Origin of the sequence: Gordonia aurantiaca (assembly GCF_039939235.1) — a bacterium.
Lineage (GTDB): Bacteria > Actinomycetota > Actinomycetes > Mycobacteriales > Mycobacteriaceae > Gordonia.
The window spans coordinates 70,032-93,599 of record NZ_JBDUUF010000013.1; the positions used below are offsets into that span (position 1 = coordinate 70,032).

Here is a 23,568-nt window from a genome sequence, read left to right on the forward strand (position 1 = left end):
TGTTGACAATGATTGGCATCAATTCCGCGGCCACGGTACCGTCGACCGCATCTAAATGGAAATGATTACCAATAGGCAGGAGGCGGGACGTGGTCGATCAGCACACCGCAGACGGGCGGATGCACTTTGACCCCGCGGACGCCCGGACACCGATCGTCCTGGTCAGCGGCCTGGACCCCGCGGCCGTGAGGCGTATCGGTGACGCCCTGGAGGCCGAGGCGGGCACCATTCGGGTTCACCACGACCTGAGCCGGGTGAGCGACGGCCGTGTCATCCGAAGACCGGGTTGGCGCGAACCCGACGGCCGACGCCGTGAGGACGTCCTCGTGATCGACCTCGCGCACGGTTGCGTGTCCTGCACCCTCCGCGAAGACCTGTTGCCGCTGCTGCGCAGGCTCCATCGGCGGCCATCGGTGGATCGCATCGTCCTCGCGCTCGACCCACTGCTCGAACCCGAGCGCATCGCCTGGTCGATCGAGAACGTCGTCGTCGGCACCGTGCCCGACGCCCCCGCCGCGCCGGCGTCCTCCGACGTTCGCATCGAGGCCACCATCACCGTTGTGGCAGAACAGGATTGGCTGCTCCACGCGACCGGCGACCGTGAGGTCACCGAGGTGCTCGCCGCCCCGGTAGACGATGAGCGGACGATGGCCCAACTCGCCGTGGGCCAGGTCGCGTTCGCCGACGCCCTCGTCATCACCGGTTGCGATCCGGCACTGCGACAGGCCTGGGAGTCGGCACGTCTGATGGCCGTGCTCGAGCGGCTCGCCCCACGGGCCCCGATGATCTTCGAGATACCCGGGCGCCGCATCGACCCGACCCTGGCCGCCCAGCTCCTCGCCGCGATCCCCCGCACCTCCCGCCGCGGCCGGATCGACGGGCCGCACGACCCGCTGCTCGCCGACCAGCCTCCCCTCGACGCCGACTGCGGCGTCACCTGGCTGGAGTTCCACGCCGACCGACCGATGCACCCGGGCCGTCTGCACGATGCCATCGACGCGCTGCTCGACGGCGTCGTGTGCGCACGGGGACGCCTGTGGCTGGCGACCCGGCCCGACGAGGCCCTGTGGCTGGAGTCCGCCGGCGGCGGCCTGCGGATCGCGCCCGGCGGACGATGGCTGGCCGCGATGGACGAGCACGAATTGGACCGTGTCTCGCCGGAACGACGCGCGTTGGGCGCCCTCCGCTGGGACCAGGCGCACGGGGACCGGCACACCTCGCTCGTCGCATTGGTCCACCGCGCCCACCCCGAGGACCTCGTCGACGAGTTACAAACAGCTTTGCTCACAGATGTGGAATTCTCTGCGGGACAGAATGTTTGGGATCGTTACGACGATCCGTTCGGTCGGTTCCACACCGACCCGTGCGAGGAGGTCGAGACCGGGTATCCCTTGGCCGAGCACCCCTCGGCCACCGACGGCCCCGAGTCACCGGGGTCCGTGGCGCACGGTCCCGGCGACCGTCCCTGATCGCCGACGAACGAGAGGCGACTCCATGAAGAAGGGCATCCACCCCGACCACCACCCCGTGACCATCCAGGATGCGTCCACCGGAACACGATTCGTGACGCGGTCGACCGCCACCTCGGCGACGACGGCGCGGTGGACCGACGGAAACAGATATCCGCTCATCGTCGTCGACGTCACCAGTGACTCACACCCGGTCTACACCGGGGTTCAGACGATCCCGGACGTCGCAGGCCGGGTCGAGAGGTTCCGGCGGCGGTATCCGCGTTCGGAGCGGTGACTCCGCGCCGATCCTCGGGCATGGTGGATACATGGCGGACAACGAACGGCCCGACCACCCGACCACCGAAGCCGGCCCGAGGACCGACCCCGACATGCCCCACGAGCCCGACGCAGCGGAGGGACCGGAGTCGGTGTTCCCCTCCGCCGAGGACACCCCGATCGGCGAGACCGAGCGCATTGCGGAGGAGAAGGACGTCTACGACGCCGCGTTGCCCGACGACGAGTCGGATCCGGGTCACGCGGTGGGCGGATCGGAGGGGACCGCCGATGGGCAGTGACAGACCGATCGGCAGGGACAGACCGATGGGCAGGGACAGACGGACGATCGTCCTCACCGGCGCCAGCGACGGCATCGGTGCCGTCGCGGCACGCGCCCTCGCCGGGCCGTCGACCGAGCTGATCCTGGTCGGCCGGTCGCCGCACAAGCTCGATCCGATCGTCGCCGAGACCGGCGCGACGGGGTTCACCGCCGACTTCTCCCGCCTGTCCGAGGTGCGCGACCTCGCGGCGAGGATCGCCGAGCGCGTCGAGAAGATCGACGTGCTGATGAACAACGCAGGCGGGACCTTCGCCGCGTCACAGCGCACCGCCGACGGCCACGAACCCTGCTTCCAGATCAACCACCTCGCACCGTTCCTCCTCACGAACCTGCTGCGGGACCGGCTCGCCGCCGCCGGTTCGTCGCTGGTGCTCAACACCTCGAGCGTCGGCAACCTGTTCGGCAGTGTGGACCTCGACGACCTCGACTTCGAACGGCGCCCGACGCTCGGCGGACGCCACTACGGGACGTCGAAACTGGAGAACATCATGTTCACCCGCGGCATCGCGCAACGCTGGTCCGACGAGCGGATCTATTCCGCCGCAGTGCATCCCGGACCTGCGGCCACCAGTTTCGGACGCGACTCGCGACTCGTCGGGCTGGCCTACCGCTCCCCTCTCGCGCGCCTGGTGACGATCACTGCGGAGCAGGGCGCCGCACCGCTCATCGCCCTGGCCGAACGCGGCGCCGACCCGTCGGTGAACGGCGTGTACTTCAGTCGGCACAAGCCCGGTGGCCGGGAGAATCCCCAGGCCCGCGACCAGGCGCTGATCGATGGGCTCTGGCAGCGTTCTGCCCGGCTCACCGGACTGTCCTGACGCAGACCCCAACTCCCAGAACCCGATCCGCAAGCCTCCCCCTTCTCCCGAAGGGGGTCATCCCAACCGAAGGAGGGCAAGATGACAGAAGGCAAGATGACAGAGGCCAAGATGACAGAGGGCAAGGAAACCAAGAAGATCCTGTTCGTCATGACCGGCGCCGACGAGTGGACGCTCAACGACGGGTCGAAACACAAGACCGGTTTCTGGGCGGAGGAGGCCGCCGCACCCCTCGAGGTCTTCCGCGAGGCCGGGTACACCGTGACCGTCGCGACACCCGGTGGCGTGCGTCCGCCGGTCGACGAGGCCAGCCTCGCCCCGGACGCCGTCGGCTCCGCCGTGCGCGCCGAGCGGATCCGCACCATCGTCGAGACCGCGGCCGAGTTGCGGGATCCCGTCGCCCTCGCTGATGTCGATGTGACCGACTACGACGCCGTGTTCGTCCCCGGTGGCCATGGCCCGATGGAGGACCTGGCGAGCGACGACGACGCCGGCCGACTGCTCATCGCCGCCGACCGCGCGAGGAAGACCATCGGCATCGTCTGCCACGGCCCGGCGATCCTGCTGGCCGCGAAGGACGACGACGGCGTCAACACCTTCTCCGGCCGGAAGGTCACCTGCTTCGGCAATGCCGAGGAGCAGCAGGCCGGCCTCGCCGACAAGGCCCCGTGGCTCCTCGAGGACCGGCTCACCCACGAGGGCTTCAGGGTCACCCTCGGCCTGCCCTGGACCGTCCACACCGAGGCCGACGGCAACCTCCTGACCGGACAGAACCCCGCGTCGTCGGAGACGCTGGCCCGGGAGGTCCTGCAGCGGCTGAGGAAGCAGGTGGCGGTCGCGATCTAGGGCTCGCCGGCCGCGAGGCATCGGGCAACCGCGGCCGCGGCCGCTTCGAGGCGAACGACCTCCGAGTCCTCTGTTGACGAGGCAAACCCGACCTCCGACAAGCCGTTCTCTCCTGCGCGAGGCGCGAAATGGCACTGCGTACGATGCCGCGGTGTCCGCGATGTCATGAGATGACGCCTCGGCGGTCGTCACACCAGCAAGCGCAGTCGGACCGCGCGGTCCGACTGCGTCTCGGCGAGATGGCCTGTCCCCTCCGAACGACCGACGGCGACAAGCGGTGTCGAGCTCCCACCCGGAAGGACGCCAGGCGTCCGGCAGGATGTCGTCGTCGTTGACGACGACGAGGGCATGAGCACCGAGATTCTGCGCGACCTCCGCAATCTCGACCCTGGGGAATCGCAACCCCTGGGAGTGCCGCGGCCGGTCGGCCGGTGCGGTCGATAGCCTCGTGGTCGATGAGGACGCACGGATTCGCGAAGAGCAGGCGACGTACAGGCGGGCATCGCGCCGCCGCCGATCGGCGGATCCGGATCGACCAGCCGCAGGTGATGAACCCGCGCATGTACTTCGCCGTGCCCGCCTGCCTGATCCTGGGCATCTTCGCCCTCGGACTCGGCATCGCGCTCATCGTCAACCCGGCGAGCTGCGACAACCAGCCGATGGGCAAGGCCGACCTGTGCGTACACGGCACGAGGGGCGCGGAGCGACTCATCCCCAGCGGTGCGGTGGCAAGGCCACAGAGCCTGCGGGTGAACCCCGAGCTCCTGCCGAAGGCGTCTGGGCGCACCTACGACGACCAGATCGGTCACAACCGCTGGTATGGCCCTGCTGCGGTGGTCGCGGGCGTCCTCTTCATCGCCGGGTCGGTATGGCTCGGCGGTGTGCAACTGCGGACGTTCCTCGACCGCTGGGAACAGCACGGGTCCCTGAGAACACCGAAGGCGGTCGAGCGGTCACCGGGGCAACAACCCGGCGACGAGGGCGTCGACGACGCGCTCGAGCGGTTCCTCCTCGAGGAGCGGTCCCGTCAGCTGATCCAGGATCAGCCCGTCGATCGCGTAGTGGAAGAGCGCAATCTCCCGCGCGGTTCCGGGTAGTCCCGCCTGCTCGTTGAACGCCACGTCCCCGGCGAAGGCGTCGCGGCGCCACTCGGTGATGATCGAGGCCACCTCGGGTCGCCGCATGCCCTCGAGTCGCAACTCGATGAGCGCGACCGTCACCTCGCGATGGGTCAGCAACCGGTGGACGATGTTCCGGAGGTACTCGGCGAAGAGTTCCCGGCTCGGTTCTCGTCCCGCACGCGCGGCGACGAACTCCTCGCTCGGTGCCAGACGCTCCCCGATGCGTTCGACCAGGCCCTTCAGGAGCGCGGCGCGCGTCCGGAAGTAGTTCGTGGTCGTTCCCGGCGGCACGCCGGCAACGCGGTCCACTGCTCGGTGTGTGAGACCCCGTGCGCCCTCTGCGGCGAGGACCGCGATCCCTGCGTCGGCGAGGGCGCGCCGACGCTCGTCGTTTCTGGCCACGGAAAAAACGATAGCCGAATCACTACATCTGCTGTAGTTTCGCAACCACTACACCTGATGTGATCGGAGGCCATGATGCGTGAACTCGTGTACTACGTGGCGGTGAGTCTCGACGGCTTCATCGCGGGACCCGAGGGACAGTTCGACGCCTTTCTCGTCGAGGGCGACCACATGGACGCCGGCATCGACCGGTTCCCGGACGCCATCCCCACCCGGATCGCCGAGGCGCTCGAGATCGACCAGGGCACCGGGCCGTTCGACACCGTCCTCATGGGCGCCAACACCTACGAGGTCGGCCTGCCGGACATGACGAGCCCCTACCGGCACCTGGAGCAGTTCGTGCTCACCCACCGGTCCTACCCGCCGGCCGAGGGCGTCACCTTCACCGACCGCGACCCGGTGGAGCTGGTGCGCGAACTGAAGGCGATGGACGGCAAGGACATCTGGCTGTGCGGCGGCGGGGCGCTGGCTTCGACGCTGAGCGGTGAGATCGACCGGCTCGTCCTCAAACGACAGCCCCTGCTCTTCGGCGCCGGCATCCCGCTCTTCGCGCCGGGGACGTACCGGCCGGAACTGTTCCGTCGGGTGAGCGACTGCCGATTCGGATCCGGGGTGTCGGTGACCGAGTACGTCCGGGCCCGAGGAAAGCAGAACGCACCACCTCGATGAGGTGGTGCGTCGGCGGGTTCGTGGTCAGTGGTGGAGCCTAGGAGATTCGAACTCCTGACATCCGCCTTGCAAAGGCGGCGCTCTACCAACTGAGCTAAGGCCCCGTGCCGACCGAGACCGGTCGGCGGGTGCGAATCGGAGTCGGAAAACATTCCGTCGCAGTGGGCCTAGGAGGACTTGAACCTCCGACCTCTTCGTTATCAGCGAAGCGCTCTAACCGCCTGAGCTATAGGCCCTTGAACCGAGCAGTGAGATTACCCGACGGATCCCCAACCATCCAAAACGGCTGGTCAGAGGCTCGATTCAGTCGAGATCCGCAAGAGTCACCTCGGCCCCGCCGACCATGTCGGCGCAGATGTTGTAGATGTAGCTGCCGACCGTCGCGAGCGCCGTCACGAGGATGGCGTTGACGGCCCCCAGAAGCGCCGCCAGGCCGAAAACGGTGCCGGCCCCGATGACATCCCCGGACGTCGCCGAGTCCTCGGCCACGAGCGTTCCGAAGCTGTTGTTGACCTGATCCCAGATGCCCATGCCGTCGAAGACGAGATACAACACCGCGACGGCGATCATCCAGATGAAGAACCCGACCACCGACAGGACCGCGGAGATCTTGAACGTCGCCCACGGATCGATCCGGCGCAGCTGCACCGTGGCGCGCAGCGCGGTGCCCGCGCCGACCTGACGCGGCGCGGACCGCGGCAGCGACTTGCCGGCGGCCGCTCCCCCCGCCGGACGGGCCGGCTCGGCGGTGTGATGGATCCGATCGAGGTCGGGCAGGTCGTGCTCCGGCAGATCGTCCCGGTCGATGGTGGACGTCGGCGACTCGACGAACTTGGTGTCCTCGGTGTCGGCCGACGGCCCGGACTGCCGCGGACTGTCGAGCTTGGTGACCGGTGCCTGCTGGCCGCTCATGCTGGCCGCGGCGGTGCCGCTGTTGGCGGTGACGATGCCACGCGGCGGCGGGCCGCCACGGTGCTCCTGCGGCGGGCCGCCACGGTGCTCCTGCGGCGGGCCGCCACGGTGCTCCTGCGGACCGTTCGGCCGCTGGTCGAATGCCTCGGTGGGAGCAGACCCGGACGAGTCGTCGACCGGTCCCCGCTGCCAGGGCGGCACCAGCCCACCGGTCGGGGTGCCCGTCCCGGGACCGGACTGGCCCTCGACCGGGCGTCCGTTCTTGTCCTGGTTCGGCTCGTTCGGTGTGCTCACTGGCAATCCCTCACTCTGGCGTCACCCCTGGGCGGGTTTCGTCGTCACTCACCAGCGACGCGTCGGTCACGTTCCGATCGTGACCGACGCGCCGGCTGCACGTGTTGTTCACCCTACCTAGGACGAGGCCTGCTGCTCCTGCTCATCCGGCTCGTCGGCGTTGCGGGCGATCGCGATGAGCGTGGTGCCCTCGTCGAGGTTCATCAGGCGCACGCCCTTGGTCTGGCGCCCCGCCTTGCGGACCTGCTTGGCCGCGGTGCGGATGACGCCGCCGTTCGACGTGATCGCGTAGAGCTCGGAGTCGTCGTCGACGATGAGCGCGCCGATGAGTTCACCGCGCCGGCGGTCGTGGGCGATGGTGAGCACGCCCTTGCCGCCACGGCCCTGGACCGGGTAGTCGTCCATGCCGGTGCGCTTGGCGTAGCCGCCCGAGGTGGCCACCAGCAGGTAGGTGTTCTCGCGGACCACATTGAGCGACAGCAGGGTGTCGTCGGCGTTGAACCGCATGCCCTGGACGCCCGAGGTCTGCCGGCCCATCGGGCGCAGCGTCTCGTCGTCGGCGTGGAAGCGGATCGACTGCCCCTTCTGCGACACCAGCAGCAGGTCGTCGTCGGCGCTGCAGAGAGCGGCTCCGACGAGCTCGTCCTCACCGCGGAGGTTGATCGCCGCGATGCCGCCGGAGCGGTTGGAGTCGAAGTCGGCCAGGCGCGACTTCTTCACCAGGCCGTTGCGGGTGGCGAGCACCAGGTACGGCGCGTCCTCGTAGGACTTGAGGTGCATGATCTCGGCGATCCGCTCCTCCGGCTGGAAGGCCAGCAGGTTCGCGACGTGCTGACCGCGCGCGGTGCGGTTGGCCTCCGGCAGTTCGTAGGCCTTGGCGCGGTACACGCGGCCCTTGGTGGTGAAGAACAGGATCCAGTCGTGGGTAGAGCAGACGAAGAAGTGCTTGACGATGTCGTCCTGCTTGAGATCGGCTCCCTTCACGCCCTTTCCGCCGCGTCGCTGGCTGCGGTACAGGTCCGTCTTGGTGCGCTTGGCGTAGCCGGTCTCGGTGATGGTGACGACGACGTCCTCGCGGGCGATGAGGTCCTCGTCGGTGACATCGCCGTCGGCGGCGATGATCTTGGTCCGACGCTCGTCGCCGTACTTCTCCACGACCTCCTTGAGCTCGTCACGCACGATGGCGCGCTGACGCTCCGGCTTGTCGAGGATGTCCTTGTAGTCGGCGATCTCGCGCTCGATCTCGGCGAGCTCGTCGACGATCTTCTGGCGCTCGAGGGCGGACAGGCGCCGCAGCTGCATGGCCAGGATGGCGTCGGCCTGGATCTCGTCGATGTCGAGGAGCTCGATGAGGCCGGTCCGTGCGGTCTCGGTGTTGGCCGAGCGACGGATCAACGCGATCACTTCGTCAAGTGCGTCAAGGGCTTTCACCAGACCGCGCAGGATGTGTGCGCGTTCCTCGGCCTTGCGCAGACGGTACCGGGTGCGGCGCACGATGACGTCGATCTGGTGCGCCACGTACAGGCGGATCATCTGATCGAGGCGCAGGGTGCGCGGCACGCCGTCGACGATGGACAGCATGTTGGCGCCGAAGCTGGTCTGCAGCTGGCTGTGCTTGTACAGGTTGTTCAGCACGACCTTGGCGACCGCGTCACGACGGAGCGTGACGACGATGCGCATGCCGACACGGTCCGAGGACTGGTCCTCGATCCGGCTGATGCCCTTGAGCTTTCCCTCGTTGACCTGCTCGGCGATCGACTGGATCAGGTTGTCCGGGTTGACCTGGTAGGGCAGCTCGGTGATGACCAGGGTCGTGGTGCCCTTGTGCTCCTCGATGTCCACCACGCCGCGCATCTTGATGCTGCCGCGGCCGGTGGTGTAGGCGTCCCGGATGCCCTGGCTGCCGACGATCAGTGCCGCCGTGGGGAAATCGGGGCCCTTGACCCGTTCCATGCACGCCGCGAGGGTGGTCTCGTCATCGGCCTCGGGGTTCTCGAGGGCCCAGAACACCGCCTCGGCGACCTCGTTGAGGTTGTGCGGCGGGATGTTCGTCGCCATACCGACGGCGATACCGCCCGAACCGTTGATCAGCAGGTTCGGGATGCGCGACGGCAGCACCGTCGGCTCCTGGGTCTTGCCGTCGTAGTTCGGGATGAAATCGACGGTCTCCTCGCCGATGTCGCGGAGCATCTCCATCGCCAGCGGCGTGAGGCGGGCCTCGGTGTAACGCATGGCGGCCGGGCCGTCGTTGCCTCGCGAACCGAAGTTGCCCTGGCCGTCGATGAGCGGGTAGCGCATCGACCACGGCTGGGCGAGACGCACGAGGGCGTCGTAGATCGCCGAGTCGCCGTGCGGGTGGTAGTTACCCATCGTCTCCGCAACGGGTTTCGCCGACTTCACGTAGGAGCGGTCGGGGCGGAACCCGGCGTCGAAGGATGCGTAGAGCAGGCGACGGTGCACCGGCTTGAGGCCGTCGCGCACCTCGGGCAGCGCGCGGCCCACGATCACGCTCATCGCGTAATCGATGTAGCTCTTCTGCATCTCCTGCCCGAGATCGACGGGCTCGATGCGGTCGCCTTCACCGCCGGCGGGCGGCAGGGTGGTGTCAGTCATGATGTGTTCTTTCTCCGATCACTGCGAAGCCACGAGGCCCGTGATGATCAGACGTCAAGGAAGCGAACGTCTTTCGCGTTGCGGGCGATGAAGCTTCGGCGGGCGGCGACGTCCTCGCCCATGAGGATGGAGAACAGCTCGTCGGCCGCGGCCGCATCGTCGAGCGTCACCTGGCGCAGCACGCGGACCGCCGGATCCATGGTGGTCTCCCACAGCTCCTTGGCGTTCATCTCGCCGAGACCCTTGTAGCGCTGGATGCCGTCGTCGGGGTTGATCTTCTTGCCGGCGGCGCGCCCGGCCTCGAGGAGGCCGTCACGCTCACGGTCGGAGTAGGCGAACTCCGGCTCGGACTTCTGCCACTTCAGCTTGTACAGCGGGGGCTGCGCCAGGAACACGTGACCGTGCTCGATGAGCGGCCGCATGAAGCGGAACAGCAGCGTCAGCAGCAGCGTCGAGATGTGCTGGCCGTCGACGTCGGCGTCGGCCATCAGCACGATCTTGTGGTACCGCAGCTTGGAGATGTCGAACTCGTCGTGGATACCGGTGCCGAACGCGGTGATGATCGACTGCACCTCGGCGTTCTTGAGAACGCGGTCGATGCGGGCCTTCTCGACGTTGATGATCTTGCCACGCAGCGGGAGGATCGCCTGGTACATCGAGTCGCGGCCCGACTTGGCCGAGCCGCCGGCCGAGTCGCCCTCCACGATGTAGATCTCGCACTTGGTCGGATCGTTGCTGCGGCAGTCGGCCAGCTTGCCGGGGAGACCGCCGATGTCGGTTGCGGTCTTGCGCCGCACCATCTCTCGCGCGCGACGCGCGGCCATGCGGGCCTGCGCGGAGTCGGCGGCCTTCTTCACGATGATCTTCGCCTCGGCCGGGTTCGCCTCGAACCAGTGGCCCAGGTGCTCGTTGCAGGTGCGCTGGACGAAGCCCTTGATCTCGGTGTTGCCCAGCTTGGTCTTGGTCTGGCCCTCGAACTGCGGGTCGGACACCTTCACCGAGATGACCGCGGCGAGACCCTCGCGGATGTCGTCGCCGGTGAGCTTCCCGTCCTTCTCCTTGATGAGCTTCTTCTCCAGCGCGTACTTGTTGACCGTGCTGGTCAGCGCCGCGCGGAAGCCCTCCTCGTGGGTGCCGCCCTCGTGGGTGTTGATGGTGTTGGCGAAGGTGTGGACCGACTCGGAGTAGCCGGCGTTCCACTGCATCGCGATCTCGACCTCATGGCCCTCACCCTTGGCGGAGAAGCCGATCACCGTGTTGTGGATCGGCTGCTTGGTCCGGTTGAGGTGCTTGATGTAGTCGACGAGGCCGTCCGGGTAGTAGTAGGTCCGGGTCTTCGGCTTGGTCGCGGCCTCCGCCTTCTCGGTCTCGGTCTTCACCGCCTCGGCGACCTCGGTGGTGCCGGCCTCGGCGTCGCCGTTGGCGTCGCCGGGCGCCTCGACGGCCTGTGGACGCTGGTCGGTCAGCGTGATGGTCAGGCCCTTGTTGAGGAAGGCCATCTCCTGCAGGCGCCGGGCCACGGTCTCGGCGTTGAACCGGGTGGTCTCGGTGAAGATCTCCGGGTCCGGCCAGAACCGGACGACGGTGCCGGTCTTCTTGGTGGGCTCGCCCTGGATGAGCTCGCCGGGCTTGGCGTTGGTGTAGGTCTGCTCCCAGTGGTGGCCATCGCGCTCGATCTCGAGTTCGACCTTGGTCGACAGCGCGTTGACCACCGAGATGCCGACGCCGTGCAGGCCACCGGAGACCGCATACGAATCGGAGTCGAACTTGCCGCCGGCGTGCAGCTGGGTGAGGACGACCTCGACGGTGGGGACACCGGTGCGGTGCATCTCGACGGGGATGCCACGACCATCGTCGACGACCTGCACACCGCCGTCCTCGAGGAGGGTGACGTCCACGCGGGTGGCGAAGCCGGCCATCGCCTCGTCGACGGAGTTGTCGACGACCTCCCAGATCAGGTGGTGCAGGCCTCGTTCACCGGTGGAACCGATGTACATGCCGGGCCGTTTGCGGACGGCCTCCAGACCTTCGAGGATGTTGATGGAGTCGGCACCGTAATCGGATGCCTTCTTCTGCTTGGGTCCGGTGTCGTTGGTGTCGGCCACGAGGTGCGTCCGCTCCTGTTCTGCTCACCGGCGGAACGGGAAGACCCCGGAATCCGCCGTCGATCTACTCGACCGGGGCACTGCGGGCTCGCGCACGCACCACCACCCGGGTGTCCGCCCGGGTAGCTTGGAGGCGACGGTTCGTTCTGCCGTTGTGCGCCCCTGTCGGGACAACTCCCACCAGTGTACTGCCTGACCCGCCCTGGAACGTGCATCCGGGGCCGCTAACAGGCCCTCAGACCGATTTTTTCGAGTTGGCCCCTGTTCGATCGTGGCCTGCCGATGAAAATCGGCTCACAGGCCCCGTCGACTAGTAATGTGCGCCGAAGTCTGCTAGGCGGCCGGCGCAGGTCTCCCGCCCGGCGCACGCCGGCCCCCGCGAGCGGTGATCAGCCGTACGTGTCGCGCGGCCCCCGACCGCGGATGTGCCGCTCACCCTTCCGCCAGGACGGACCCTTCGGGCCGGTGATCCTCAGCTGCTTCACCGTGCCGTCGCCGACGGCACGGGCGATCTTCGCGATGATCTGCGACTGCACGTAGCGCAGCTGGGTGGCCCACGCCGTGGACTCGGCCTGAACATGAAGAATATTGTCCCGCAACGCGATCGGCTTGGCGTGGGCGGCGATGTCGGCGCCCACGATCTGCTCCCACATGCCGAAGACGGTGCCCTCGCCGATCTTCTCCTGCCAGCCCCGCTCCTTGGCGATGTTGCTCACGAGGCGACCGAACGGCTGCGGATCCCGGCCGTCGGGACCCGCTCCCGACCAGCGTTTCCGGGTGCCCGCTCCCCTCGTCGACCGACGCACCGGCGACGCGCGACCGCGGCCCACCGACTTGCCGGCGGCGCGGGCGGCGGCCCGCGCTTCCTCGAGCGCTCGACGAGCCCGTTCGTATCCGCCCAGTTCACCGGGCTCGAGCGGACGGTTGGACGGCTCGGGCGTGTCGCCGCCGCCCGATGGGACGTGTCCTTGCTCACCCATGCGGTCGTCACTCATCCCCGACCCCCACGGTCTCGTCTGCGGCAACCCTCGACCGACGCCCTTCGGAGTCCTCGATGACATCGACGTGGATCCGTCGCCCGCCGATCTCGGCCGGGATGTCCTCGGCCACCGCCGCGGTGATGAGCAACTGTTCCGCGCCTGCGGTGAAGGCCACGAGCTTCTCCCGACGTTTGGCGTCGAGTTCGGCGAAGACGTCGTCGAGCATGATCACCGGTTCGATGCCCTCCGCACGCGTCAACTCGACGGATCCGAGCCGCAGCGCGAGCGCCAGCGACCATGATTCGCCATGTGAGGCAAAGCCTTTCGCGACATCGGCGCCGAGCACGATGTCGATGTCGTCGCGGTGCGGGCCCACCAGGCACATGCCGCGCTCGATCTCCTTGTCGCGCAGTTCCACGAGGCGGGCGGCCAGGACGTCGCGGATGTCCTCCGCGGTCGCCGACCCGGTGTCGACGCCGCCCGCGGGCCGGTAGCGCAGCGTCGCCGGGCGCGAGTGCGGCGCAATCGAGGCGTATGACCGGGCGAAATGCGGTTCGAGCTCGCCCAGCACCTGCAGCCGGGCCGCAGTGACCTGTCCCCCGAGTTCGGCCAGCTGCGCGTCCCAGACGTCGAGCGTGCTGATCACCGATGCGGCCTGCTCACCACCGCGCCGGAGTGCCGCCGCCGCCGTCTTCAGCAGCGCCGACCGCTGCCGCAGCACGCGGTCGTAGTCGGAGCGGGCGGCCACCCAGCGCGGACCGCGCTGCGCGACGAGCTCGTCGATGAACCGCCGGCGGTCGGCCGGGTCCCCTCGGACCAGTGAGAGGTCCTCCGGCGCGAACAGCACGGTCCGCAGGATCCCGAGGAGATCACGCGGTCGGCGTGCGGGACTGCGGTTGACGGACGCCTTGTTGGCACCTTCGGCATTGATCCGCAGCTCCGCGGTCAGCTCCCGGCCGTCGTTCTCGACCGTGGCGGTGACCAGCGCGGACGTGGCTCCGGCGTGTACGAGCGGACCGTCGGAGCTCACCCGGTGGCTGCGCAGCGTCGCCAGGTAGAACAGCGACTCCAGCAGGTTCGTCTTGCCGAAGCCGTTGCGTCCGGTGAAGACCGTCGGACCGGGCCGCAGGTCGAGATCGACGGCCCGCCACGAACGGAAGTCCCTCAGATGCAGTTCACGAACGAACACGGGTGGGTGCGGTGGTCGACGACGGGTCCGGTGCGGATCAGCCCGGCAGGCGGACCGGCATCAGCAGGTAGCTGAACGCGCTCTCGGGGGCCACGAAGGCGCCCGACTCGTCGGCCACCGGATCCTCACCGCTGGCCGGGCGCAGGACCGCGGGCCGGCTCGGGGTGGTGAAGCCGAAGTCGACGGAGTCGGCGTTGATGGCCGAGAGGCCGTCCTGCAGGTAACCCGGGTTGAACGCGATGGTCAGCGGCTCGCCGTGGAACTGCACGGGCAGCTCCTCCTCCGCCTTGCCCGCCTCGTCACCACCGGCGGTCAGCAGCACGGATCCCTCGGTGAACTCCATCCGGACCTGGGCGCCGCGCTCGGCGACGAGGGCGACGCGCCGGATCGCCTCCATGAGCGGGGCGCTGTCGATCGTCGCGACCGAGGTGTGGCTCGCCGGGAGCAGCTGGCGGAACTTGGGGAACTCCGCGTCGAGCAGACGAGTGGTGGTCTTCTTGGTCTCGCCGAGGATGCCCAGGATGCCGTCGGAGCCGATGTTCGCACCGCTGCCGAAGGCGAGGGACACGATGCCGGTGCCCTCGGATCCCGCGGTCTTGGCGCTCTCGGCGAGGGTCTTGGCCGGGACGAGCACGGCGCCCTTGGTGTCTGGATCCGTCGGTTCCCACTGGAGTTCACGCACTGCCAGGCGGAACCGGTCGGTGGCCGCGAGAACCACCGAGTTGCCCTCGATCTCGACGCGGATGCCGGTGAGCATCGGCAGGGTGTCGTCCTTGCCTGCGGCGACGGCGACCTGTGAGATCGCCTCGGCGAACAGCTGGGACGGGATGGTGCCGGTGATGGCCGGGATGTCGGGGAGCTGCGGATAGTCCTCGACCGGCATGGTCGGCAGGGAGAACTTGGCGGATCCGCAGGTGATCGCGACGCGCGCACCGTCGAGGGTGACGTCGACCGGCTTGTTGGGCAGCGCCTTGGTGATGTCGGCCAGGAGGCGACCGGAGACGAGCACCTGACCCGGTTCGGCCACCTCGGCACCCAGGTTCTCCTGGGCGGAGACCTCGTAGTCGAAGCCGGAGACGGTCAGCCCGGTCTCACCCAGGTTGAGCACCACGCATCCGAGGACCGGCACGGGCGGACGAGACGGCAGGCTACGGGCGACCCAGGCGACGGAATCAGCGAACTCGTCACGTGCGACACGGAACTTCATGCTGGGTGGTTGCCCTTCTCTCTCGTGCGGATCGCTGCCGGCCGGCGCGCGAGACGGCGTCGAGGCACGGCCTCGACAAGTCGCCTCGGATCCATGCTTCGTCGATCACGTCCCACTTCCGGGAATCCCACTGTAGAACGCCCGCACCGATGCCGGGATGGTTGGGGGCAAGTCCGACCGGTTCTGTCATCCGGCGTCGGACCATCGGTCCGGATGCCGGGCGTCGGTGGATGTGTACACACACCTTCTTACAAAAAGAGTTCTCTCTAGAGAGGGATCCATCGCAGTAATAGGGAGTGTGGATTCTGTGGACAACGCACGGATCCGCCACGTCAGAGCGGATCCGTCGGTGTGCATGATCCGTGGACTGTCGTCGAGTCGGATCCGGAGACCCTGTGGACAGATCCGATCCGTCCTCAGGCGTCCACTGTCACTACACAGGTCATCCACGGTTATCCCAAGGTTTGTCCACAACTGTGAAAGATGTAATTCACCAGGTCGTGTGACGCCGCTGGAGAGTCGGAGAAGGGCAATTCATGACCGGATCCGAGCGGATCCGTGTGACGAGACTCTCGAGCCGAAGGCGAGGGTTGTGATGCGGGAGGAGGGATCCGGTAAGCGGATGCAGCGGGATCGGGAGCACCGATCGGACGGCAACCCAGCCGGGTGTCCCGTCCCTGCGGGTGCGTCCGGTACAGGCGTACAGAAGGCCGCAGGGCCCTCGTCTCGGTGATGGATTCGAGCTCTCGTGGGCCGACCCGCGTGTTCATTCCCCGCAAACGCACCGTGCCCACCACCCCGCAGGGTGATGGGCACGGAGGACGTCGGGCGCCGGGTCAGCCGATGGCGCGCTGCTTGATGCGCGCGGTGAGTTCCTGGACGTGGTCGTAGACCTTGCGCCGCTCGGCCATCTCCTTGCGGATCTTGCGCTCGGCGTACATGACCGTCGTGTGGTCTCGGTCGAACGTCTCACCGATCTTCGGCAGTGACAGGTCGGTGAGCTCACGACACAGGTACATCGAGATCTGACGGGCCTGCGCGATCGAGCGGGTCTTGCCGGGCCCGCGCAACTCCTCCACCGAGACGTCGAAGTACTCGGCGGTGATCGCCAGGATGCTCGCGGCGCTCACCTCGAGCGTTCCCGAGTTGGGCAGCAGCGCCTGCAGCACGACGTCGGCGAGCGACTTGTCGAGCGCGGCGTCGTTGAGGGACGCGAACGCGGTGACACGGATGAGGGCGCCCTCGAGCTCGCGGATGTTGCGCTCGATCTTCGACGCGATCAGCTCGAGCACGTCGTCGGGCACCGCGATGTTGTCCATCTGTGCCTTCTTGCGGAGGATCGCGATGCGCGTCTCCAGATCCGGCGGCTGGACGTCGGTGATCAGACCCCACTCGAACCGCGTGCGGAGTCGGTCCTCAAGTGTCGCAAGCTGTTTCGGCGGACGGTCGGACGAGATGACGATCTGTTTGCTCGCGTTGTGGAGGGTGTTGAAGGTATGGAAGAACTCCTCCTGGATACCTTCCTTGCCCACCAGGAACTGGATGTCGTCGACCAGCAGCACGTCGACGTCGCGGTAGCGGCGCTTGAACGCGACGCGACGGTCGTCACGCAGCGAGTTGATGAAGTCGTTGGTGAATTCCTCGGTCGAGACGTACTTGACCCGCATGCCGGGGAACAGTCGCTGGGCATAGTGGCCGGCGGCGTGGAGCAGGTGGGTCTTGCCCAGACCGGACTCACCCCAGATGAACAGCGGGTTGTACGCCCGTGCCGGGGCCTCCGCGACCGCGACCGCCGAGGCGTGGGCGAAGCGGTTCGACGCACCGATGACGAAGGTGTCGAAGGTGTACTTGGGGTTGAGGTTCGCCCCCGACGTCGACTGCGAGCTGGTCGGCCGCTCGGCGAAGTACGACGCCCAGTCGCCCGAGGGACGGTGCGTGTCGGTTCCCGGTGCGGTCGGGCCGGTCGAGGCGCCGGCGGCGCCGAAGCCCGCACCGAACGTCGTTCCGGGCGGTGCCGCCGAATGATCGAGTCCGGTGGGCACGCCGTTCACCGCACGGGGGTCCGGCGTGGCGGCCGGGGCCGGTGCGGGATCCCGCGGCGGCTCGTCGGCGGGCGGGGTCGCGACCCGTACACCGAGGTCGACGGGCTCGTTGAGATGCCGGCTCAGCACCGATCGGATGGTCTCGCGCAGGTTGCGCTCGATCTGCTCCTGCACGAGTGCGGTCGGAACCGTCAGCAGGGCAAAACCCTCGGTGAGCGTGAGGGGTCGAACCAGTGACAGCCAGGCCTTTTGCTGGCGGGTCAGTGGTTCATGGTCGCGTGCGGCCTCGTCGTCGTTGAGTTCGGCGACGACTCGTTGCCACACCTCGCCGAAAGTGTCGCGGTCTGAAGTCACGGGGCTGGCCTCCTGACCCGGAAAACTACCAGCGTTGACGAGGGCGGTGGCACCGACGCCATCAAACCCGTCTCTCCACAGGGTTATCCACACCTGTGCACAACTGGGATGACGAGCTAGGGACTTCGGTCGGTCACCTCGGTTCCCGGGCATCTTTCCCTGGAGTTGCCCATGGCCCACCGCGGGCCGACGCTGTGAGAGAAACTAACAGAGGTTCTCGGGGCCCACAAAGCGATCGAGACAATTGATCCGCGATGACCGGAAGATGTCTCTTGGGTGGCGCAGAACACACCTGGTGAGGGATGGTTCCCCGGGTGGGGGGACCGCGTTTGATTTGAGCGCTCGCTCTCAGTAGTCTCGACTGGTCATCCAGGTTGCGGATTTGCGCGGCGTTTGTCAGTTCGCCGAGTTCATCACCGACACCAGTTCGGCACCGTCCTGGATCAACCGACCAACGACAACATGTGGGTCACGCGCGGGCAACCGCCGTGCTCACAGGGAGCACCAAGGAGTCACCGTGGCCAAGGGCAAGCGTACTTTCCAGCCGAACAACCGTCGTCGCGCTCGCAAGCACGGCTTCCGTCTTCGCATGCGGACCCGCGCCGGCCGCGCCATCGTCAGCGCTCGTCGCAACAAGGGCCGCGCGAAGCTCACCGCCTGATCGTCGGCTTCCCACCGGATCCCCGGATCCGGTCAGCTGATCGATGACTGCGTCTTCTCATCGGATCACTCGTGGATCCGACTTCTCACGCACCCTGAAGTCCGGTGCGCGGGTGAATGCTCGTGACTTCGTCGTGCACTTCGCACCGGTGGCCCCCCACTGGCCGGATCCGAGTGGCCTGCGCCGGGACGTGGCCATGACCGGTGGTCCGTGGCTCGGCCTGGTGGTGAGCAAGTCCGTGGGAAACGCCGTGATCCGTCACACGGTGGCCCGACGCCTGCGCGCCGCGTTCGCAGCGACCCGACACCTCTGCCCGAGCCCGGAGACCTTCGTGGTTCTCCGGGCTCGTCGTAGTGCGGCCGAGGTGAGCAGCGACGAACTGGCCGAGCAACTCCGTTCGGCGTTCACCGGCCGACGCTTCGCCGAGGCGACGCGCGCAGCCGGTTCACCGCTTGGGTCGGGTGTCGCACGATGACCGAGGCCGAGCTGGATGACCGGGTAGACCACTCCCCCACCCCGTCGGAGATCCCGGATCCCGACGAGTCGCCCGCCGACCGGTTCATCTTCACCGCGCGGTTGCGCAGAGGAATGCACCTCCTGCCCCGCCGGACGGTCATCTTCCTCATCGAGCTCTACCGGACCTGGATCTCGCCGATGCGGTTGCCGACCTGCCGTTTCGAGCCGACCTGCTCGGGCTACGCCGTGGAAGCCCTCGAGCGACACGGCTTCGTCCACGGCTCGATGCTCGCGATGATCCGCCTGCTGAAGTGCGGTCCGTGGCACAAGCCCGGATACGACCCGGTCCCCGAGCGGGGTCCCCGCGAACTGTGGAGCGATCTGGTGGGCCGTCTCCGCTCAGCGGGTGGACGCAGCCGCGACCCAAAGCACCCGTCCCGACGGGATGATTCCACCTAGAGAACAACAAGTGAGGGGTATCTGACCCGTGCTCGACTTCATCTACTACCCGGTGTCCGGGATCATGTGGGTCTGGCATTGGCTGTTCAGCCATGTCACGCCCGATACGCCCGGAGGCAACGGCATCGCCTGGGCACTGTCGGTGGTGTTCCTCGTCTTCACCCTGCGCGCGATCCTCTACAAGCCCTTCGTGAAGCAGATCCGCACCACGAAGAAGATGCAGGAGATCAACCCGCAGCTCCAGGCGATCCGGAAGAAGTACGCCAAGGACCGGGTAAAGATGACCGAGGAGATGCAGAAGCTCCAGCGTGAGCACGGGTTCAACCCGCTCCTCGGCTGCCTCCCGATGCTCCTCCAGATCCCGGTGTTCATCGGCTTGTTCCACGTCCTGCGCTCGTTCAACCGCATGGGCACGGGTATGGGCCAGCTCGGCATGAGCGCCGCCGAGACCCGCTCCACCGGCAACTACGTCTTCAGCGCCGACCAGGTGCAGAACTTCCTCGACGCGCGCCTGTTCGGCGTTCCGCTGTCGGCCTACCTGACCGAGCCGGTCACCGAGTTCCAGGCATTCGTGACGCCAGGGGCCGAGGTCGACTTCACACGCTGGAACATCGCGTACGTCGTCGTGCCGATGATGATCATCGCGTCGATCGCGACGCACATGAACTCCCGCGCCTCGGTGGCCCGCCAGCCGGAGGCCGCGCTCGAGAACCCGCAGACCCGGATGATGAACAACCTCGCGCTGTACATCTTCCCCATCGGCATCCTCGTCACCGGTCCGTTCTTCCCGGTCGCCATCCTCCTGTACTGGATGAGCAACAACATCTGGACCTACGGTCAGCAGCATCTCGTCTTCGGCAAGATCGCCAAGGAAGAGGAAGAGGCCCGGCGCCTCAAGCAGGAGAAGCTGAAGGCCAATGCCCCGAAGCCGGGTGCGCGTCCCGATCCGCAGAAGAAGCGCGGTACGGCCCAGCCGAAGCAGTCCGGTGGCGCCGTTTCGATGACCAAGGCCGACGCCGACGACGCGTCGTCGAAGCCCGAGGACTCCTCCCCCGCCGGCGACGCGCCCGGCAACAAGCCTAAGCCCGGTCAGAAGCCGACCCGCTCGGGCGCGGGGGCCGGCCCGGGTTCCAAGAAGCAATCCGCCAACAAGGGTGGAAAGCCCAATGCGAAGCGCGGCGGGAAACGCAAGCGGTGACGCGACCGCACAGGACTTGTTCGAAGAAGCACACAGTTAGGTGAATGAGATGACAGCAGAGACTGCAACTCAGACCGGTTCGGAGCCACAGGCGCAAGACGCCGAGAACCAGACCGATATCGACGAGACGACCGATACCGGCGTCGACGCCGTGGCCGATGACGAGTACGACGATGACGAGGATCGGCTCGTCGAAGAGGGCGAGATCGCCGGCGACTATCTCGAGCAGCTGCTCGACATCCTCGACTTCGACGGAGACATCGACCTCGACGTCGACGGTGACCGTGCTGTCGTGAGCATCGATGGAGGCGATGACCTGACCAAGCTCGTCGGCCGTAAGGGTGAGGTGCTGGACGCTCTCCAGGAGCTGACCCGTCTCGCCGTCCAGCAGGTGACCGGTGAACGCAGTCGGCTGATGCTCGATATCTCGCGTTGGCGGGCCGATCGTCGCGAGCGCCTGGCGCGTCTGGGGCGCGAGGTCGCCGAGCGTGTTCGCGATTCGGGCGAGCGCGAGGCCCTCGATCCGATGACCCCGTTCGAGCGGAAGATCGTTCACGACGCCGTCGCCGCTGTCGAAGGAGTCATCAGCGAGAGCGAGGGTGCCGAGCCCAAGCGCCGGGTGGTCGTCCTCCCGGAGTGACACCCGGTCGCTGACCCGGATCCTGCTTCAGGCCCTGACCGAAAGGTCGGGGCCTGAAGCATTTCTACGGCCGGTGGCGAGGGAGGCTATCCACAATGAATTACACATGTGTAGTTCTCTTGTGGATAAAGCGGATCCCGATCTGTTGTCGGATCCTCGCCACGGGAGAATGACAGGTCTGTTGTTTCACGTGAAACCACACCTTCTCCTAGCCTTCCCTCCCCCGGAACGCAGGGAGGGTATGGCCGGTTCTTGGTATCGGTGGCGACCCGACTGAGCGGTTCCCCGGTGCTGGACCGTCGAGAATTCGGGCAAAGTCGGCTCGTTGTGGCCGTACCCGACACCTAGGTCTCGATTCATCACGTGACGAATTCGATTCTTCGCATCCATGGGATGTCGGACCCGGCCCGATCGCGGACCCAAGCTCTGACCCGACCGACGACCTCGAAGGCCGAACCGGCGCCGACCGCGGCGGGATGCAGCCCAGCTCTGAGTCGGGCCGCCCTGCCTTGTTCACGCGCTTGCCCAGCCGGGGGGGTGAGATGTGGTCCGATCTGGTACCACTCCTGGGGTAGCGGCACGACGTACGGAAGGCGTCCGCTGACCCACCGCCGAGGAGGCGCTTGCATACCTCGGCAGTTCTTCCGAGGTCGCGATCTTGCCGGTGGCGTTGCTCCTGTCGGTGGCGTTGCTCTGGTGGGTCGTAGCCCGGTTGCGGCTCGTCGTCGGTGGTGCCTACGGACATGCTGCCGCAGAGTTGGGGTCACCGTTCGATGTGGACCCAGCCCCGTCGGAGCGGGCGCCAGTAAAGTCCAACCGCTTGCGATGGCACCGGGCAATGGGCGGCCGCTCGTGCAGTCTCCGGCCGAGATGTCGTCGAGGGCGGTACGCGAATCCCGCATCTCGGTTCTGGAACCTCTTTGATGATCCAGCCTGCGGTCGTGGTGCCGATGTGTGGACCTCGCAACCACCGGCCACGACAGCAAAGAGGAACGGTCGGTATCCGCAGCGGGACATCGACGAGTTCGGCGGGGCGACTAGCCCTGGGATTGGAGACCTCGGCGGAGTGGGTGCTGTCTTGTCTTCGGTCGAGTCGCTTGATTTGCCACTCCCCTCCCCTCCTGTCGGGCGTCGGAGTGGGCCGCGCGTCCGACCTTGGACGTTGCGCCCCCATGATGGGAGGCCGGTTGAACGAGCGTTGGTCGCCACCATCACCGGAATCGGTAACCCTGGTGAACCGGCATCCGTCGGATGTGGCTCTGATCTATGGGCTCACCTCAGGCGTCCTGGTCGGTCGGGGGTGTTGCCGGGACGAAGCTTCCTACTCGGCGCGCCGGCACGGTCATCATCATCACCGCTCGCTCGTGCGACTGCGCTGTTTCACGTGAAACGGCACGGATGTGGGCCCGGATGGCTGAAGCTCGGACGGCAACCGTTCCGACCGACACGACGGGTGTGGGATGGACCGGAGCAGAGGCGTTGCGAGCGCACCTGCCGGAGCGTCACCGGGCGGCTCCTCGGCGGTGCAATATCCGGAACCTGTGTGCGAAGCAGACCTGGGGTGGGTGATGGGATGGGCCCGTCTGTTCGATGCGGTTCCGGAGGTTGCCGGTATCGGGTATGGAGTCGATCTGACTCCAGCTGACGAGCGCGCCTCGTTCCGAACTCGTGCAGCAGGCGCGCGAATCTGCCGAACGCACGACAACGTGATCGAGCAGGCGACGAGTCGAAGGATGGGCGTGTACGGACCGACCGGCGACGAGCGATACCGGTTCCCCACGGTGGCGGGATCGTGAGGAGATGCACCGCCCCCGTGTGCTGCAGTGCCTACGCTCTCCGGAAGTTCGGGTGCCGGCCCTCAGATGTCCGTGTGCGAACCTCCGTTGCCATTGCACGAGATGACATGACGGCGGATCGATTTCCCCCGCTGCTCCGACTGTCGGCGGATTAGTGCTCGACAGTCCATGGATGCGGCGTGCCGTGGGTCCGGGTTCTGCGGACGTGCTCCGGCTTCGACTCCCCTCCAATGAGCGGTTTGCGAATCGAGGTCCGGTCCAGCGCGGTGTCGTCCGGGGGGTCGCGTGAAGGCGCTGTGTCGTCTTCCGGCGTGATGCGAACCGTCGAGCCCCGATGGCCAGGAGATGGTTCCGACTGGCCGGGTCCGGGGACGCTCGGTTGACGACCGGTGGAGGTGACCGGTCCCGCTCGCGCCCGGTGTCGACGAGTTGGGCTCGGCGGCTCCGTGGTCTCGGGTCGACGGGCTGAGGATGTACTCGGCTACCTGTCTTCGATCGCTCATCGGCTCCAGCCGTGGTTCTGTGTTCTTGGCGAGTGCACGAACACTCGTCTGCAGTCGACCTACACACGTGTTTCACGTGAAACATCGCCTCCGGTCCCGATCTGGAGAGACCGGACAGTGTCCCGTGGGGTGGTGGACTTTGGGTCGGCGTGGGTTCACGCGTGGTGATCAACGAGTCATGGTGAATGCTAGGCGATTTGATGTTGTTTGGCCACGGGTTCAGCGGCGGCCTGTTT

19 protein-coding genes and 2 tRNA genes are annotated in these 23,568 nt (G+C 67.2%); 11 read left to right on the forward strand and 10 right to left on the reverse strand.

The genetic code is table 11. The features are described from left to right. Positions 1-119: 119 nt before the first annotated feature. From mrf to ABFT43_RS20435, 5 genes are all read left to right on the forward strand, one after another. Positions 120-1,469 (forward strand): ribosome hibernation factor-recruiting GTPase MRF, encoded by a 1,350-nt coding sequence (mrf, locus tag ABFT43_RS20415; RefSeq protein ID WP_347962127.1) that lies wholly within the window; start codon positions 120-122, stop codon positions 1,467-1,469. A 25-nt stretch (positions 1,470-1,494) separates the two neighbouring features. Continuing rightward, on the forward strand, positions 1,495-1,746 hold the full coding sequence (locus tag ABFT43_RS20420; protein ID WP_347962106.1) for a type B 50S ribosomal protein L31: 252 nt from the start codon (positions 1,495-1,497) through the stop codon (positions 1,744-1,746). Between the two features lie 31 nt (positions 1,747-1,777). Next, on the forward strand, positions 1,778-2,026 hold the full coding sequence (locus ABFT43_RS20425) for a hypothetical protein (protein ID WP_347962107.1): 249 nt from the start codon (positions 1,778-1,780) through the stop codon (positions 2,024-2,026). Positions 2,027-2,051: 25 nt separating this feature from the next. After that, complete coding sequence (locus ABFT43_RS20430; protein ID WP_347962108.1) at positions 2,052-2,885, forward strand: SDR family NAD(P)-dependent oxidoreductase; 834 nt, start codon at positions 2,052-2,054, stop codon at positions 2,883-2,885. An 81-nt stretch (positions 2,886-2,966) separates the two neighbouring features. Continuing rightward, positions 2,967-3,731, forward strand: coding sequence for a type 1 glutamine amidotransferase domain-containing protein (locus ABFT43_RS20435; RefSeq protein ID WP_347962109.1), 765 nt, complete (start codon positions 2,967-2,969; stop codon positions 3,729-3,731). 953 nt (positions 3,732-4,684) lie between these two features. Here the strand turns inward: ABFT43_RS20435 and ABFT43_RS20440 are convergent. Further along, positions 4,685-5,254 (reverse strand): TetR/AcrR family transcriptional regulator, encoded by a 570-nt coding sequence (locus ABFT43_RS20440; RefSeq protein WP_347962110.1) that lies wholly within the window; start codon positions 5,252-5,254, stop codon positions 4,685-4,687. 75 nt (positions 5,255-5,329) lie between these two features. Here ABFT43_RS20440 and ABFT43_RS20445 point away from each other — a divergent pair, with 75 nt between their 5' ends. Beyond that, complete coding sequence (locus ABFT43_RS20445) at positions 5,330-5,923, forward strand: dihydrofolate reductase family protein (RefSeq protein WP_347962111.1); 594 nt, start codon at positions 5,330-5,332, stop codon at positions 5,921-5,923. Positions 5,924-5,951: 28 nt separating this feature from the next. On the opposite strand, the gene ABFT43_RS20450 is transcribed toward ABFT43_RS20445, so the two are convergent. The 9 genes from ABFT43_RS20450 to dnaA all read right to left on the reverse strand — a co-directional run bounded on the left by ABFT43_RS20450 (position 5,952) and on the right by dnaA (position 17,619). Next, a tRNA-Ala gene (locus ABFT43_RS20450) sits at positions 5,952-6,027 on the reverse strand. A gap of 58 nt (positions 6,028-6,085) precedes the next feature. Next, positions 6,086-6,159 (reverse strand) — tRNA-Ile (locus ABFT43_RS20455). Between the two features lie 67 nt (positions 6,160-6,226). Then, positions 6,227-7,129, reverse strand: coding sequence for a DUF3566 domain-containing protein (locus ABFT43_RS20460; protein ID WP_347962112.1), 903 nt, complete (start codon positions 7,127-7,129; stop codon positions 6,227-6,229). 117 nt (positions 7,130-7,246) lie between these two features. Then, positions 7,247-9,742: a DNA gyrase subunit A gene (gyrA, locus tag ABFT43_RS20465; protein ID WP_347962113.1), complete on the reverse strand. Its 2,496-nt coding sequence runs from the start codon at positions 9,740-9,742 to the stop codon at positions 7,247-7,249. A 47-nt stretch (positions 9,743-9,789) separates the two neighbouring features. Then, complete coding sequence (gene gyrB / locus ABFT43_RS20470; protein ID WP_347962114.1) at positions 9,790-11,847, reverse strand: DNA topoisomerase (ATP-hydrolyzing) subunit B; 2,058 nt, start codon at positions 11,845-11,847, stop codon at positions 9,790-9,792. A gap of 389 nt (positions 11,848-12,236) precedes the next feature. Then, positions 12,237-12,842, reverse strand: coding sequence for a DUF721 family protein (locus ABFT43_RS20475; protein ID WP_457590199.1), 606 nt, complete (start codon positions 12,840-12,842; stop codon positions 12,237-12,239). Beyond that, entirely contained in the window at positions 12,835-14,016 is a 1,182-nt protein-coding gene (recF, locus tag ABFT43_RS20480) for a DNA replication/repair protein RecF (RefSeq protein WP_347962116.1), read from the reverse strand. The genes ABFT43_RS20475 and recF overlap by 8 nt, the downstream gene beginning before the upstream one ends. A gap of 37 nt (positions 14,017-14,053) precedes the next feature. Continuing rightward, complete coding sequence (dnaN, locus tag ABFT43_RS20485; RefSeq protein WP_347962117.1) at positions 14,054-15,223, reverse strand: DNA polymerase III subunit beta; 1,170 nt, start codon at positions 15,221-15,223, stop codon at positions 14,054-14,056. An 836-nt stretch (positions 15,224-16,059) separates the two neighbouring features. Further along, positions 16,060-17,619 carry a chromosomal replication initiator protein DnaA gene (dnaA, locus tag ABFT43_RS20490; RefSeq protein ID WP_347962118.1) on the reverse strand — a complete coding sequence of 520 codons (1,560 nt, stop codon included), beginning with the start codon at positions 17,617-17,619 and terminating at the stop codon, positions 16,060-16,062. 517 nt (positions 17,620-18,136) lie between these two features. Here dnaA and rpmH point away from each other — a divergent pair. From rpmH to ABFT43_RS20515, 5 genes are read left to right on the forward strand one after another with little or no spacing between them, the layout of a single operon-like run. Next, positions 18,137-18,280: a 50S ribosomal protein L34 gene (gene rpmH / locus ABFT43_RS20495; protein ID WP_347962119.1), complete on the forward strand. Its 144-nt coding sequence runs from the start codon at positions 18,137-18,139 to the stop codon at positions 18,278-18,280. Positions 18,281-18,323: 43 nt separating this feature from the next. Further along, positions 18,324-18,755 carry a ribonuclease P protein component gene (rnpA, locus tag ABFT43_RS20500; protein ID WP_347962120.1) on the forward strand — a complete coding sequence of 144 codons (432 nt, stop codon included), beginning with the start codon at positions 18,324-18,326 and terminating at the stop codon, positions 18,753-18,755. Beyond that, entirely contained in the window at positions 18,752-19,195 is a 444-nt protein-coding gene (yidD, locus tag ABFT43_RS20505) for a membrane protein insertion efficiency factor YidD (protein ID WP_457590200.1), read from the forward strand. Before rnpA ends, yidD begins: the two co-directional genes overlap by 4 nt. Positions 19,196-19,223: 28 nt before the next feature. After that, a complete protein-coding gene (gene yidC / locus ABFT43_RS20510) occupies positions 19,224-20,393 on the forward strand; it encodes a membrane protein insertase YidC (RefSeq protein WP_347962121.1) in 1,170 nt (389 codons plus the stop codon). Between the two features lie 49 nt (positions 20,394-20,442). Further along, positions 20,443-21,033 carry a Jag family protein gene (locus ABFT43_RS20515; protein WP_347962122.1) on the forward strand — a complete coding sequence of 197 codons (591 nt, stop codon included), beginning with the start codon at positions 20,443-20,445 and terminating at the stop codon, positions 21,031-21,033. Positions 21,034-23,568: the final 2,535 nt, after the last annotated feature.